This window comes from Pseudomonas sp. JAI120 (genome assembly GCF_014207255.1).
Lineage (GTDB): Bacteria > Pseudomonadota > Gammaproteobacteria > Pseudomonadales > Pseudomonadaceae > Aquipseudomonas.
The window spans coordinates 84,053-97,558 of record NZ_JACHCZ010000005.1 but is presented as its reverse complement, the minus strand read 5'-3'; the positions used below and the strand labels follow the sequence as shown (position 1 = coordinate 97,558).

The following is a 13,506-nucleotide window of genomic DNA, read 5'->3' as shown; positions in this document are numbered from 1 at the left end:
ACAGCAGGCACATGGGCCGTTGTTTAATCAACGGTCTGGATTCTTGTTGTCTCTTCCAATTATAAAATCGGAGCTACAGATGTCTGCCCAGTCCCCGATAGTTGAAAACGCTACAGCGCTCATCGGTTTCAACGACCTGGTGGGCTTGCTCCACGCCGTGTTTGTGAAGCACGGCACGTCGCCGGAAGTTGCCGCGATCCTGGCACGCAATTGCGCCAGTGCAGAGCGCGACGGTGCCCATAGCCATGGCATTTTTCGTATCCCCGGTTACCTCAGCACACTGGCCAGTGGCTGGGTCGACGGCAAGGCTACACCGGTGGTCACGGATGTCGCGTCGGGTTTCGTGCGGGTGGATGCCGGCAATGGCTTCGCCCAGCCGGCCCTTGAGGCCGCGCGTCCGTTGCTGGTGGCCAAGGCACGCAGTGCCGGCATCGCGCTGCTGGCGATCCACAATTCCCATCACTTCGCCGCGTTGTGGCCCGATGTCGAACCTTTCGCCGAGGAGGGGTTGGTGGCGCTGAGCGTGGTCAATAGCATGACCTGCGTCGTGCCCCATGGCGCCGACCGCCCGTTGTTCGGTACCAACCCCATTGCCTTCGCGGCGCCGCGTGCCGATGGCGCCCCTATTGTTTTCGACCTGGCCACCAGCGCCATTGCCCACGGAGACGTGCAAATCGCTGCGCGCAAAGGCGAGCGCCTGCCGCCGGGCATGGGTGTCGACAGCCTCGGCCAACCCACCACCGACCCCAAGGCCGTGCTGGAGGGCGGTGCGCTGCTGCCGTTTGGCGGGCACAAGGGCTCGGCGTTGTCGATGATGGTCGAGTTGCTGGCGGCGGCCTTGACCGGCGGCAACTTCTCTTTCGAGTTCAACTGGGCCGACCATCCTGGCGCGCGCACGCCCTGGACCGGCCAACTGCTGATTGTGATCGACCCGAGCAAAACCGCCGGGCAAAGCTTCGCCGAGCGCAGCCAGGAGTTGGTGCGGCAGATGCATGCGGCAGGGTTGCGGCGCTTGCCGGGGGATCGACGTCATCGCACGCGGGCGAAGTCGTTGGAGGAGGGGGTGGAGGTGGATCTGGAAGCATTGAACCAGCTGCGAGACTGGGCTACGTAGATGCTGTCTTATCCCGCTCCGCGCAAATACGCAGCTGCCTCGCTTGCACTCGGCAGCTGCGTACGCATGGAGCTATACGGAAGGTGTCAGTTACGGCGACCCAGCAGCAGGCCAACCACCAGGCCAAAGCCCGCGGAGATAGCCACGGTCTGCCATGGATGGCCGCCGATGTAAGTTTCGGTGGCATCGACCACCGGCTTGCTGCGCTCGCGCACGTTGGATACCGAATCCAATGCCTGCTTGAGTTTGATGGCGACCTGTTCGCGCAGGGTTTCGCCTTCTTCGCCCACCAGGGCAGCGCTGCTTTTGAGCAGCTTGTCCGATTCTTCGATCAGGGCCGTCAGTTCACTGAATGCTTGATCCTTGATTTGATCTTCAACAGCTTGGGCGGCAGTTTTGCGGGCCATGGGTGTGACTCCTTGCAGGTGAATGTGACAGTGAACAATGGAGTGCCGGGCGGCGGCAAAAGTTGCAGTTTTTTGTCGGGTCAGCACTGGCGAGCGAAATCCAAATCTGGAAAATTCGACCTACAGTGTAAGATGTCGTTTATTTGTGCAGCAGGAATTTTGACATGAGCTTCAATCTCGCCAACAAGACCCTCGCCGAACGCGCCGAGCTGGAAGATGAAAAGTCCCGCCTCTACGACCTGTGGCAAACCAACCTGGGTAAGGCCAAGGGCGAAGCCGCGCGTTTGTTCGGTGAGCGCGCCAAGCGCAAGGGCAAGTGGTCCGAATGGGTCCGCGCCGAACTCGACGGCATGTCGCCACCGGAGTTTTCCAACATGGTGCGCAGTGAAGTCAACAAACTGATGGCGGCGGCGAAGTAAAGCTGGCGGCAATCGCCTCGCGGACTTTAAGTAACATCGGGTCGAGCTGGGCCTGGGTTCGCCAACCCAGCTCCACGGGGTAGCGCGGCAGCGCCAGCGGGGAGGGCAGTACCCGCAGTCCGGTCATCTCGGCGATGGCCTGCGCCGCATGCCCGGGAATGGTCGCCACCGCCTGGCTGCCCTTGAGCAGAAACGGCAGCGCGGCAAAATGACTGGTCGAGGCGCACACCTGCCGGCTCAGCCCCTGCGCCGCCAACCCTTCGTCTGTAATGCCGATAAAACCGCCCGACGACACCAGCACATGCTCGCGGGTGACAAATTCATCCAGGCTGAGGCTTTCCTGGCCCGACGCCAAGCTGCGAGGGTCCACGACGCAGCGATAATCCCCCTCTCCCAATACCTGCCGACTCAACCGGCTTTGCGCAAAACCGCCCGCCGTAATCGCCAGGTCCAGGGTGCGGTCGAGCAGAGCGCCGGCAACGATCTGGCTGTGGGTCTGGCGGAAAATCACCCGCAGCTTCGGCAGACGTTGTGCGATGGCGTCCATCAGTCGGCGGCCATAGGCAATCTCGAAGTCGTCGGATAGGCCCACCACCACCGAGCGGCCTTGATAGTTCGGGTTGTCTGGATTGACCATCGCCAGGCTTTGCCGACAGCGCTCCAGCGCCTCGCTGATCACCGGTTTCAACTGGTTGGCCCGCAGCGTGGGCGCCAGGCCACGGCCGGTGCGCACAAACAGTTGGTCGCCATAGACGTCGCGTAAACGGCGCAAGCCTGCACTGATGGCCGACTGTGTAACACCCAGGCGCAACGCCGCGCGGCTGGCGCTGGACTCATCGTGCAGGGCTTCGAAGGTTTTCAGCAGGTTCAGGTCAACCTGGGCGATATTCCTTTGGCTCATATCATTCAGCACTGAGGTGGGCTTTATTCATGATCGAGCCTGGCGAGAGAATGGGCAACCCCCTTTATTTGGAGTGATCGTGATGCCAGTTTCCACTGTGGCGGCCCTGCAAATCGGTTCCCTGCCTGGCGGCAAGGCCGACACCCTGGCGAAAATTCTCGCCTATGAACACGAGATCCTGCGCAGCGGCGCGCAATTGGTGGTGATGCCCGAAGCGCTGCTAGGCGGCTATCCCAAGGGTGAAGGTTTTGGCACCCAATTGGGCTATCGCCTGCCCGAAGGCCGCGAAGCCTTTGCCCGCTATTTTGCCAACGCCATCGATGTGCCGGGCGCCGAGACCGAGGCCCTGGCCGGCTTGTCGGCACGTACCGGCGCCAGCCTGGTGCTGGGCGTGATCGAGCGCAGTGGCAGCAGCCTGTATTGCACCGTGCTGTATTTCGAACCGTCGGGCGGCCTGGTGGCCAAGCACCGCAAACTGATGCCCACCGGCACCGAACGGCTGATCTGGGGCAAGGGTGACGGCTCGACCTTGCCGGTGATCGACGCGGCGGTAGGGCGTATCGGCGGCGCGGTGTGCTGGGAAAACATGATGCCGCTGCTGCGCACTGCGATGTACGCCAAGGGCGTCGAGGTGTGGTGCGCGCCGACGGTGGATGAGCGCGAGATGTGGCAGGTGAGCATGCGCCATGTGGCGCATGAGGGGCGCTGCTTTGTGGTCAGTGCCTGCCAGGTGCAGGCCTCGCCTCAGGCGCTGGGCATCGAGGTCGCCAACTGGCCTTCGGAACGCCCGTTGATCGCCGGCGGCAGCGTGATTGTCGGCCCCATGGGCGACATCCTGGCTGGGCCGTTGCTGGGTGAGGTGGGGTTGTTGACCGCGCAGATCAACACCGATGACCTGGTGCGCGCGCGGTACGACTATGACGTGGTGGGGCATTACGCCCGGCCGGATGTGTTCGAACTGGTGGTGGATGAGCGCGCCAAGCCAGGCGTGCGCTATATCACCGACTGAACCACGATCGAACTGTGGGAGGTGGCCCTCAGCGTTTGGGCGATTGGGTTTCCAGCCATTCCTCGCGGGTCATTTCCCAGATATCCCGCAGGAAAGTCCCTGCCACAAACTCACCTTCATCCGTCCTGATCAAACGCATGCCCGTACGCTCGGAAATCCGCCGTGAGCCCAGGTTGGGTGCGGCCTTGGGCACTCGCAGCACGGGGCGCTTGAGCACGCCGAACCAGTAGTCGGTCACCGCCGCGCTGGCTTCGGACATCAAACCTTGCCCCTGCCATTGCGGCCCTAGCCAGAACCCGCGGTTGTTATCCTGCTCGTCCATCAAGCTGACGTTACCAATCAACTGTTCAGGTGCGCTTTTAAGGCGCAGCGACCAATGCCATTCCTCGCCACGGGCCATGGCGGGTAGGGCGATGTGCTCCAGGTAGGTGCGCGCGCCGTCGGCCGGGTAGGGCCATGGCACCAGGGCGTTGAGGTAACGCACCACGTCCCAGTGCGGAAATTGCTGCTGGATCCCTTCGGCATCGTCCAGGGTCAGCGGGCGCAGGATCAGGCGTTCGGTAAAGAGTGTCGGTTGCACGGTGTCATTACCAGGTCGCGGTATTCGGCAAGTCCAGCGTGCCGCGGTCCACAAAGCGCATGGTGCCGAACAGCCCACCCGCCAGTTTGCCCCGCAGCACATAGGGCAGGTTGTTCAAGCTCTGGGTCTGGCTCAGGCCCAAGGTCTGGCGCAGCACTGAAAACGCCGAAACACTCACCGGCACCACCAGCACGGTCTCGGAAAAACGTGGGATGCTTCCGCTCTGGTCACTCACTCCCGACGCCAGCGGCCGGTCGTTGACCTCCAGGTCCAGGGCCACGCCGTTGTAGTCGATCGCCGTTTCATTGGGGTTCTGCACCCGCAGCTTCACGGCGAAGCGCACTTCCAGGTCCTGGCTTTGCAGCGGCTCGATGCCCACCACATTGATATTCACCGGGTCGCGGTTGGGGAACAGCGCGCAGGCGCTCAAGCTCAGCAGCAACAGCGATAGAACCATGAGCTTGCGCATACAAAGGGTGCTCCTATTGCGTGACGTCCGGGTCCTGCATCACTTTGAGGGTAGAGGACTCCGGCTCAAATTCATCTTCTTCCAGCTCTATGAACGCTTCCGGCAGGAAAATGTTCAGCAGGATTGCACAGAACGCGCCCACGGTGATCGGCGATTCGAAGATGTTGTGCAGCGCCTTGGGCAGGTCGCGCAACACTTCCGGCACGGCGGCCACGCCCAGGCCCATGCCAAGGGAGATCGCCACGATCAGCACATTGCGGCGATGCAGCCCGGCTTCGGCGAGGATCTTGATGCCGGCTACGGCGACGGTGCCGAACATGATCAGGGTCGCGCCGCCCAGCACCGGCTTGGGCATCAGTTGCAGCACCGCGCCGATCATCGGGAACAGCCCCAGCAGCACCAGCAGGCCGGCAATGAAGTACGCCACGTAGCGGCTGGCCACGCCGGTCAACTGGATCACGCCGTTGTTCTGGGCGAATGTCACCATCGGCAGGCTGTTGAAGGTCGCGGCCATCGCCGAGTTGAGGCCGTCGGCCAACAGGCCCGACTTGATGCGCTTGATGTACAGCGGGCCCTTGACCGGCTGTTGGGAAATCATCGAGTTGGCCGTCAGGTCACCGGCCGCTTCCAGGGGCGAAATCAGGAAGATCACCGCCACCGGGATAAACGCCACCCAGTCGAACGAGAAACCGTACTTGAACGGCACCGGCACGCTGATCAGCGGCACCTGGGGCAATGCCGCCATATCGACGCGGCCCAGGCACCAGGCCACCACAAAACCCAAGGCCAGGCCGATCACGATCGAACCCAGGCGCAGGAACGGGTTATTGAAGCGGTTAAGCACCACGATGGTCAGCAGCACCAGGGCTGCCAGGCCCATGTTGCTCGCCGCGCCCAGGTCGCTGGCGCCAAAGCCGCCGGCCATGTCGGTGACGGCCACTTTGATCAGTGACAGGCCCATCAGGGTAATGATGGTGCCGGTCACCACCGGGGTGATCAGCTTGCGCAGCTTGCCGATGAACTGGCTGAACACCACTTCGATAAACGCTGCAAAAAAGCAGATGCCAAAGATCGTCGAGAGGATCTCATCGGTGCCGCCGCCCCGGGCCTTGACCATGAACCCCGCGCTGAGAATCACGCTGATAAACGAGAAACTGGTGCCTTGCAGGCACAGCAGCCCCGAACCAATGGGGCCGAACGTGCGTGCCTGGACGAAGGTGCCGAGCCCCGACACAAACAGCGCCATGCTCACCAGGTAGGGCACTTCGCTTTCCAGGCCGAGCACGCCACCGACGATCAGGGTGGGGGTGATGATGCCAACAAAACTGGCCAGCACATGCTGCAACGCGGCGAAGATCGCCGCGCTGAAATGCGGGCGATCTTCCAGGCCGTAGATCAGGTCGGATTTATAGCGGGGGCGGGGGGCATGAGCGTCAGACAAAATGATGGCTCGGGTCAGAAAAGGGAGGCGCAGGATGCCAGAAACTGCTCAGCGTCAGAAGTGTAAAAAAATATTTATAAAGACCCTGCATAAAACCTCGATTCCTGCCGATACTGCTTATAGGCCCACCTATCAAAAACAACAGTGATGGCCGAGGTCAGACAGTGCGTTGACGCTGGCTGGTCGTTTTGTGGCATGGGCGCGAGCCGCCACTCCATTTCGAGATCCCCCCTATGTCACTCCGTCACTTGAACATCGCCCCTCGAGCTTCTCTCGGCTTCGCTTTCATCGCCCTGTTAGTGGTGGTGTTGGGCGGCTTCGCGGCCAACCGCATGACGTTGATGCGCCAAGCCTCGGTGGACATGAGCGCGAACCAACTGCCCAGCGTGACGTACCTGGGCCAGATGACGGAGAACGTCCTGCGCATGCGTATTCTGTCATTTAGAGTACTGGTCAACCGCGAGCCCGCCGCCCTGCAGGAAGCCGAAACGCGCATCGGCGTGCTGGTCGACAAGGTGAAGAAGGCCCAGGCCGGCTACGCGGCATTACCCGCCGGTACCGAGGAAGCGGCGTTGTACAAGACGTTTGTCAGCACCCTGGATAACTACTTCAAGGCCCAGGCAGACATGCTGACGTTGTCCAAGCAAGGCAACGTCGAGGAGATGCGCGCCCTGATCAATACCCGTGTCAAGGACGGTACTGACCAGATGGGCGAGCAGTTGAACAAGCTGATCGCGATCAATGCCGCCAACGCCAAGCAAGCCGACGACCACGCAGGGCAGAGCTACACCAGCGCCATCACCGGGATTATCGTGGTGTCGGTCACCGCTGCGCTGCTCACGGTGCTGCTGGCCTGGTTGCTGACCCGCAGCATTGTCACGCCTTTGCGTAAAGCTGTTCAGGTGGCTGAAACCATCGCAGGTGGCAACCTGACCAGCGTCATTGAAGATAATGGCAACGATGAACCCGCGCGCCTGATCAACGCCTTGTCGAGCATGCAAACCAACCTGCGCCAGACCATCCAGCACATTGCCGGTTCGGCCACGCAGCTGGCCTCGGCGGCTGAAGAGTTGAGCAACGTGACCGAGGAAGCGTCCCGGGGCCTGCAACAGCAGAACAATGAAATCGACCAGGCCGCCACGGCGGTCAACGAGATGACCGCTGCGGTGGAAGAAGTGGCGCGCAACGCGGTGTCCACCTCCGAGGCTTCCAACCAGTCCAACCAGGCCGCGCGCGAAGGCCGCGACCGGGTGGTGGAAACCGTCGGGGCGATCCAGACCATGACCCAGGACGTCCAAAACACCGCAGCGATGATCGAAGGCCTGGCCACCCAGGGCCGTGACATCGGCAAGGTGCTGGACGTGATCCGCGCGATTGCCGAACAAACCAACCTGTTGGCGCTCAACGCCGCCATCGAAGCGGCGCGCGCCGGTGAAGCCGGTCGCGGGTTCGCGGTGGTGGCTGACGAAGTGCGGGCCCTGGCCCATCGCACGGCGCAGTCGACCCAGGAAATCGAGAAAATGGTTGCCGGCATCCAGAACGGTACCGGTGAAGCCGTGCAGTCGATGCAACAGAGCAACCAGCGCACCCAAAACACCCTGGAATTGGCCCGTGCCGCCGGTGTGGCCCTGGAGCAGATCACCCAGTCCATCAGCCTGATCAACGAACGCAACCTGGTGATTGCCAGCGCGTCGGAAGAACAGGCCCAGGTCTCCCGCGAAGTGGACCGCAACCTGGTCAACATCCGCGACCTGGCGACTCAGTCGGCGGCGGGCGCCAACCAGACCACTGCAGCCAGCCATGAACTGTCGCGCCTGGCGGTGGATTTGAATGGGATGGTGGCGAGGTTCGTTATCTAAGTATTTGGAATACTGGCAAAAATGTGGAAGGGGCTTGCCCCCTCCCACATGTGTTTATTGCTTCCAAGCGCCTGGGTTGACCAGGTTCTTCGGTTTTTCACCCGCCAATGCCTGCAACAGATTATCCACCGCGCACTTGGCCATCGCCTCCCGCGTCTCATGGGTCGCGGAGCCGATATGTGGGGTCGCCACCACGTTGTTCAGACGCAGCAACGGTGAGCCGTGATCAAGCGGTTCCTTTTCGAACACGTCCAACCCCGCCGCCCGAATCGTACGTTGTTGCAAGGCGTCGACCAGCGCCGCCTCGTCCACCACTTTGCCCCGCGAGATATTGATAAAGATCGTCTCCGGGCCCATCAGCGCAAACTGCTCGGCGCCGATCAGCTTCTCGGTTTCGGCGGTCAGCGGAAGGGTCAGGCAGACAAAATCGGCCTGTTGCAGCAAGTCGTTAAGGCTGCGGTACTGCGCACCAAAGCGCTGTTCCACCGCCGGCTTGGGCGAGTGGCTGTGGTAGAGCACCGGCATGCCAAAGCCGAAATGCCCGCGCTGGGCCAAGGCTTCGCCGATGCGGCCCATGCCGATGATGCCCAGGGTCTTGCCATGCACGTCGCTGCCGAAGTGTGACGGGCCGATATTCTTGTTCCACTGGCCTGCACGCACCATGTCCGCCAGCTCCACCACACGCCGGGCAGTGGCCAGGATCAGCGCGAAGCCGGTGTCGGCGGTGGTTTCGGTGAGCACGTCCGGGGTGTTGCTGAGCAGGATGCCGCGTTGGGTCAGGTAGTCGATATCGTAGTTGTCGACCCCCACGGACACGCTGGCCACGGCTTCAAGTTGCGGCGCGAGATCCAGCAGCCTGGCATCCAGGCGCAGGCTGGCACCGAGCAGGCCGTGGGCGGTGGGCAGGGCGTGGCGCAGCTTGGCCAGGCCGGTCTCGTCCAGCGCTTCGATCAGCGTGACCTCGGCGTGTTCATGCAGGCGCGCCATAAGCGGTGCGGAGAGTTTCTTGTATAAAACCACAGATTTTTTCATTGAGTTTTTACCTTCAATTCGAGGGTAGGCAGCGGCGCGCGCTCACGGTCACTGGCGCCGGGCTTGAGGAAAATCGTCAGCACCACCGACAGCATCAGCGCGCCGCTCATCAGCAGGTACGAGGCGCCGGGCGAGCCGGTGCTGCTATTGAGGTAACCCACCAGATACGAGCCGCCGAACGAGCCGAGGGCGCCCATGCTGTTGATCAGCGCCATGGCGCCACCGGCGACGTTGGCGGGGAGGATTTCCGGGACGATGGCAAAAAACGGCCCGTACGGCGCATACATGCAAGCCCCGGCAATCACCAGCAGGGTGTAGGACCACCAGAAGTGTTCGGCGCCCAACACGTAGGAGGCGTAGAAGGCGATGGAAGCAATCAGCAGTGGCGGCCACACGAAGCGCTTGCGCTTTTGCAGTTTGTCCGAGCCCCAGGACACCGCCAGCATGGCGATCACGGCGGCGAGATAGGGCAGGGCCGAGAGCCAGCCGGCTTCGACCATGTCCATCTGCAGGCCTTTCTTGAGGATTGACGGCAGCCACAAGACGAAGCCGTACACGCCGATGCTCCAGCAGAAAAACTGCAGCGCCAGGATGATCACCTTGGGCGAACGGAACGCTTCGGCGTAGTTCTTCACCGCCTTGATACCGACCTGTTCGGCGGCCAGCGCGCTTTCCAGGTCTTTTTTGTGCTGTTCGCTCAGCCATTTGGCGTCTGCAGGTTTTTCATCCGCCAGCTTCCACCAGATAAACGCCCAGAACACCGCCGGCAGGCCTTCGATGATAAACATCCAGCGCCAGCTGAAATGCTGCACGAGGTAGCCGGACACCACCGACATCCACAGCATGGTCACCGGGTTGCCGAGGATCAGGAAGGTATTGGCCCGCGAGCGCTCGGCACGGGTGAACCAGTGGCACAGGTACACCAGCATGGCCGGCATCACGGCGGCCTCGACCACGCCGAGCATGAAGCGAATGACGATCAGCATGTAGGCGTTGGACACCACGCCGGTCAGGGTAGCCAACCCACCCCAGAGGATCAGGCTGACGAAAATCAGCTTCTTGACGCTGCGCTTTTGCGCATAGATGGCGCCCGGCACCTGGAAGAAGAAGTAGCCAAGGAAAAACAGTGCACCCAGCAATGACGACATGCCGGGGGTGATCATCAGGTCTTCGGCCATCCCGGAGGCGGCGGCGAAGCCGTAGTTGGCGCGGTCCAGGTAGGCCAGGCTGTAGGTGATAAAGACGATGGGCATGATGTACCACCAACGGCGGGTGGCGAGTTTCACGGTTTCCATAAGGTTGCTCCTGAGCTTGTTGTAGTTGTGGCAACAGGGTGTGGGTCAAGCGACGGATCGGGTGGGTAATTCAGAGCGGGTGGGCAAACCTTCCATGTCGCCGCGACTTTGCACGGCGCGGCTGCCGATCCAGTTGCCGCGTTGCACCGCCTCGGGGAAGCTGAGGTTTTCCAGTAGGGCGCTGATCATGCCCACGGCAAAGCCATCGCCGGCGCCAACGGTGTCCACCACCTTGTCCACGGGCACGGCAGCGACAAAGCCCTGGTTCAGCTGGGTGCGGAAGTAGGCGCCGTCAGGGCCGAGCTTGATCGCCACGGCTTCGGCGCCCTGGTCGAGGTAGAACGCGGCAATATCCGCCGGGTCGTCGAAACCGGTGAGCAGACGGCCTTCGCCCAGGCCCGGCAAGACCCAGTCGGCGAGGCTGGCGAGGGCGTTGATTTCGTCGATCATCTGCGCCTGGCTGGTCCATAGCGACGGACGCAGGTTAGGGTCGAACGACACGCTGCGCCCGGCTTTGCGCATCTGTGTCATCAACTCGCGGGACAACTCGCGGGTGGCCTCGGACAAGGCCGGCGGAATACCGGTGGCATGCAGATGGCGGGCCTGCAGCAGCGCAGGGCTGATGGCGGCCACGGACAACTGGCTGGCGGCCGAGCCCTTGCGGAAGTACTCCACCTGCGGGTCATCGCCGGCTTCTTCGCGGGACTTGAGTTGAAAACCGGTGGGGTGCAGCGGATCGACCGCCACATGCCGGCAATCCAGGCCTTCTTTTTTCAGCGTGTCGACCACAAAGCGCCCGAGGGAATCATCGCCCACCCGGCTCAGCCAGGCGACGTTGAAGCCCAGGCGCGACAGGCCGATGGCGACATTACTGTCGGCGCCGGCAATGCGTTTGTGAAACTGCGCCACCTGGGCCAGGTCGCCGGTCTGCTCGGCGACAAACATCGCCATGGTTTCGCCAAACGACAGAATATCGATCTCAGACATGGGCATTCTCCCCACGAGGTTGGCCAAGGAGGGCGAGGGCCGCCACTTGTTGCGCAGTGACGTCGACCAGGTCATCGCCCTGCAGCGGAAATTCCACCGCCCGTGTAATGCCTTGAGTCATGTGCTTGAGCAGTTGTTCCCACAGATGCAGGTCGGTGGCGCCGGGCGGCAGCGCTACCAGCTTGCCGTCTGCGCGGCGCGCCACAGCCTTGCAGTGCAGGTAGTCGACGTGTCGGCCCAGCAGGCGTGCGGCGGTCAACGCGGATTGGTCCTGCCACTGCCAGTTGCCGATATCGAAGGTCATCTTCACCGGCAGGCCCAGGCGCTCGACTTCAGTGAAGAAACGCTGCATCGGCTCAATGCGCCCGCCGTGCAGGGTCTGGTCGTTTTCCACCAAGAGCTTGACCGGGTGGCGAGCGAGCAGGGCGTGCAGGCTTTCCAGGTCATTGGTGTCGGTGAAATAACCGAGGGAGACTTTCAGCCAGCGCGCACCAAAGGCCTGGGCACGGTCGAGGGTGGCGTTCAGTTCGGCATTCGGCTGGGCGCGGCCGGCGATCCACAATTCAAGCGGCGATGAAAATACGCACTCCAGGCCCTGTGCGGCGGCGGCCTGGGCCAATTCGGCGGGTTGCTCAACGGTCAGCAGTTCTTCGCGCCACTCGATGCGCTGGGCACCGGCGGCGGCCAGCAATTCGACAAAACTCAATTGGCCTTGCTGGCGGACCAGGTCGGCGCCGTAGCTGGAAAGGCTGATGGAAACGGGGTATTTGTGCATTGTTGTTTACCTCTGAAACCGGTTTCATTTTTTGACGTTGAATGTCCAGTCGACTCTGCCGTAACCGCAGCCTCGCCAAGGCTCGACAGCGGCTACGTGTAGGGGCGCTGGGTTGAGCCTCGGATGATCAACTGGGGCAAAAAATCCAGGGTGCGGGTCGGTTCGGTGTCACCGCGCAACCGCTTGAGCAGGCAATCGAACGCACTGGCGCCAATCGCTTCGGTGGGTTGGGCGAGGGCGGTAATGCCGTTGCCCACCAGCGGGTACCAGTCCAGGTCATCCAGGGCGATCAACCCCACGTCGTCGAACAGGTTGCAGTCCAGCGCCTTGAGCGCACGGGTGCAGGCCAGCGCGGCGATGCCGTTGGCGCAGAACAGGGCCTTGGGGCCGGGTTTGGCGAGAAAGGCTTGCAGGCGTTGTTCCAGCGCATCATCGAGCTCCAGCACCGCGCCGGTCAGCGCCGGGTGCCGGGCAATTTCGCCCTTGAAGCTGTCCAGGCGTTCCTGCCGTGAACTGGTGCCATCGCAGGCCTCACTCACCAGCAACACCTCGCGGTAACCCTGCTGTTCCAGGTGCTCCACCGCCATGCGCACCGCCGCCGGGTTATCCAGCCCCACCAGGTCGCTGTGCAGCGGCTCGACCTTGCGGTCCACCAGCACCAGAGGCATTTCCCGTTGCAGTTCCAGCAATTGGTCGAGGTGATGGCCGAGGGTGTTCACGATCAGCCCTTCGATGTTGTAGGAGCGCAGCGCCGCCAGGTGTTGGCGCTCCTGTTCGTCATCGCGGTCGGTGTTGCAGACCACCAGGCTGTAGCCGTGCCGGCGGCAGGCGGTTTCGACGCCGTGCATCACGGCAATGGAGTAGGGGTTGCGGATATCGGCCACCAGCATGCCGATCAAGCGCGTGCGGCCACGTTTCAACCCGCGGGCCATCTGGTTGGGGCGGTAGCCGAGTTGTTCGATGGCTTGTTCGATGCGCAGGGCGATGGCATCGGAGAGCAGGGCGCGGTCTTCGCCGATAAAGCGCGACACGCTGGCCTTGGATACGCCGGCGTGCTCGGCGACGTCGAGCATGGTCACGCGGCTGCGCTGGGCGGCAGAAAAGTTGTTCACGGTCATCGACCTTCTATTTTTATTGGAATGACTGAAACCGGTTTCAGGAAACCACTAAAGTAGGAAAGTCGTCAAGAAGCTGTAGGACAAAGATAGATGATCGGTG

The 13,506-nt window shown here is 62.2% G+C and carries 14 protein-coding genes; 4 read left to right on the top strand and 10 right to left on the bottom strand.

All coding sequences use genetic code 11. The features are described from left to right. Nucleotides 1-79 precede the first annotated feature (79 nt). Nucleotides 80-1,114 carry an Ldh family oxidoreductase gene (locus HDC32_RS24215; protein ID WP_184745805.1) on the top strand — a complete coding sequence of 345 codons (1,035 nt, stop codon included), beginning with the start codon at nt 80-82 and terminating at the stop codon, nt 1,112-1,114. Nucleotides 1,115-1,200: 86 nt separating this feature from the next. On the opposite strand, the gene HDC32_RS24210 is transcribed toward HDC32_RS24215, so the two are convergent. Continuing rightward, complete coding sequence (locus HDC32_RS24210) at nt 1,201-1,521, bottom strand: YqjD family protein (protein WP_032887039.1); 321 nt, start codon at nt 1,519-1,521, stop codon at nt 1,201-1,203. A 164-nt stretch (nt 1,522-1,685) separates the two neighbouring features. Here HDC32_RS24210 and HDC32_RS24205 point away from each other — a divergent pair, with 164 nt between their 5' ends. Continuing rightward, the gene (locus HDC32_RS24205) at nt 1,686-1,940 is read left to right on the top strand and encodes a hypothetical protein (protein ID WP_053135090.1); all 255 of its coding nucleotides are present in this window, start codon (nt 1,686-1,688) and stop codon (nt 1,938-1,940) included. Here the strand turns inward: HDC32_RS24205 and HDC32_RS24200 are convergent. Next, nucleotides 1,912-2,841, bottom strand: a complete 930-nt coding sequence (locus HDC32_RS24200) for a LysR family transcriptional regulator (protein WP_184745803.1) — start codon at nt 2,839-2,841, stop codon at nt 1,912-1,914. The two genes, HDC32_RS24205 and HDC32_RS24200, sit on opposite strands and share 29 nt — an antisense overlap. Before the next feature lie 82 nt (nt 2,842-2,923). Here HDC32_RS24200 and HDC32_RS24195 point away from each other — a divergent pair, with 82 nt between their 5' ends. Further along, a complete protein-coding gene (locus HDC32_RS24195; protein ID WP_167655481.1) occupies nt 2,924-3,850 on the top strand; it encodes a carbon-nitrogen hydrolase family protein in 927 nt (308 codons plus the stop codon). 28 nt (nt 3,851-3,878) lie between these two features. Here HDC32_RS24195 and HDC32_RS24190 read toward each other — a convergent pair whose 3' ends face one another. From HDC32_RS24190 to HDC32_RS24180, 3 genes are read right to left on the bottom strand one after another with little or no spacing between them, the layout of a single operon-like run. Beyond that, nucleotides 3,879-4,430 (bottom strand): GNAT family N-acetyltransferase, encoded by a 552-nt coding sequence (locus HDC32_RS24190; RefSeq protein WP_167655482.1) that lies wholly within the window; start codon nt 4,428-4,430, stop codon nt 3,879-3,881. A gap of 7 nt (nt 4,431-4,437) precedes the next feature. Then, the gene (locus tag HDC32_RS24185; RefSeq protein ID WP_184745799.1) at nt 4,438-4,899 is read right to left on the bottom strand and encodes an LEA type 2 family protein; all 462 of its coding nucleotides are present in this window, start codon (nt 4,897-4,899) and stop codon (nt 4,438-4,440) included. 13 nt (nt 4,900-4,912) lie between these two features. After that, the gene (locus HDC32_RS24180) at nt 4,913-6,340 is read right to left on the bottom strand and encodes a nucleobase:cation symporter-2 family protein (RefSeq protein ID WP_184745797.1); all 1,428 of its coding nucleotides are present in this window, start codon (nt 6,338-6,340) and stop codon (nt 4,913-4,915) included. Between the two features lie 233 nt (nt 6,341-6,573). Between HDC32_RS24180 and HDC32_RS24175 the strand changes: the two genes are divergently transcribed. Next, nucleotides 6,574-8,199: a methyl-accepting chemotaxis protein gene (locus HDC32_RS24175; RefSeq protein WP_167655484.1), complete on the top strand. Its 1,626-nt coding sequence runs from the start codon at nt 6,574-6,576 to the stop codon at nt 8,197-8,199. 54 nt (nt 8,200-8,253) lie between these two features. Here the strand turns inward: HDC32_RS24175 and HDC32_RS24170 are convergent, their stop codons facing one another. The 5 genes from HDC32_RS24170 to HDC32_RS24150 all read right to left on the bottom strand — a co-directional run bounded on the left by HDC32_RS24170 (nt 8,254) and on the right by HDC32_RS24150 (nt 13,400). Next, complete coding sequence (locus tag HDC32_RS24170; RefSeq protein WP_184745795.1) at nt 8,254-9,231, bottom strand: NAD(P)-dependent oxidoreductase; 978 nt, start codon at nt 9,229-9,231, stop codon at nt 8,254-8,256. After that, nucleotides 9,228-10,526, bottom strand: coding sequence for an MFS transporter (locus HDC32_RS24165; protein WP_167655486.1), 1,299 nt, complete (start codon nt 10,524-10,526; stop codon nt 9,228-9,230). Before HDC32_RS24165 ends, HDC32_RS24170 begins: the two co-directional genes overlap by 4 nt. Nucleotides 10,527-10,571: 45 nt before the next feature. Next, nucleotides 10,572-11,513, bottom strand: a complete 942-nt coding sequence (locus tag HDC32_RS24160) for a sugar kinase (protein WP_145337301.1) — start codon at nt 11,511-11,513, stop codon at nt 10,572-10,574. Then, complete coding sequence (locus HDC32_RS24155; protein WP_131696590.1) at nt 11,506-12,288, bottom strand: sugar phosphate isomerase/epimerase; 783 nt, start codon at nt 12,286-12,288, stop codon at nt 11,506-11,508. The genes HDC32_RS24160 and HDC32_RS24155 overlap by 8 nt, the downstream gene beginning before the upstream one ends. 92 nt (nt 12,289-12,380) lie before the next feature. Next, nucleotides 12,381-13,400, bottom strand: a complete 1,020-nt coding sequence (locus HDC32_RS24150) for a LacI family DNA-binding transcriptional regulator (protein ID WP_184745793.1) — start codon at nt 13,398-13,400, stop codon at nt 12,381-12,383. Between the last annotated feature and the right edge of the window lie 106 nt (nt 13,401-13,506).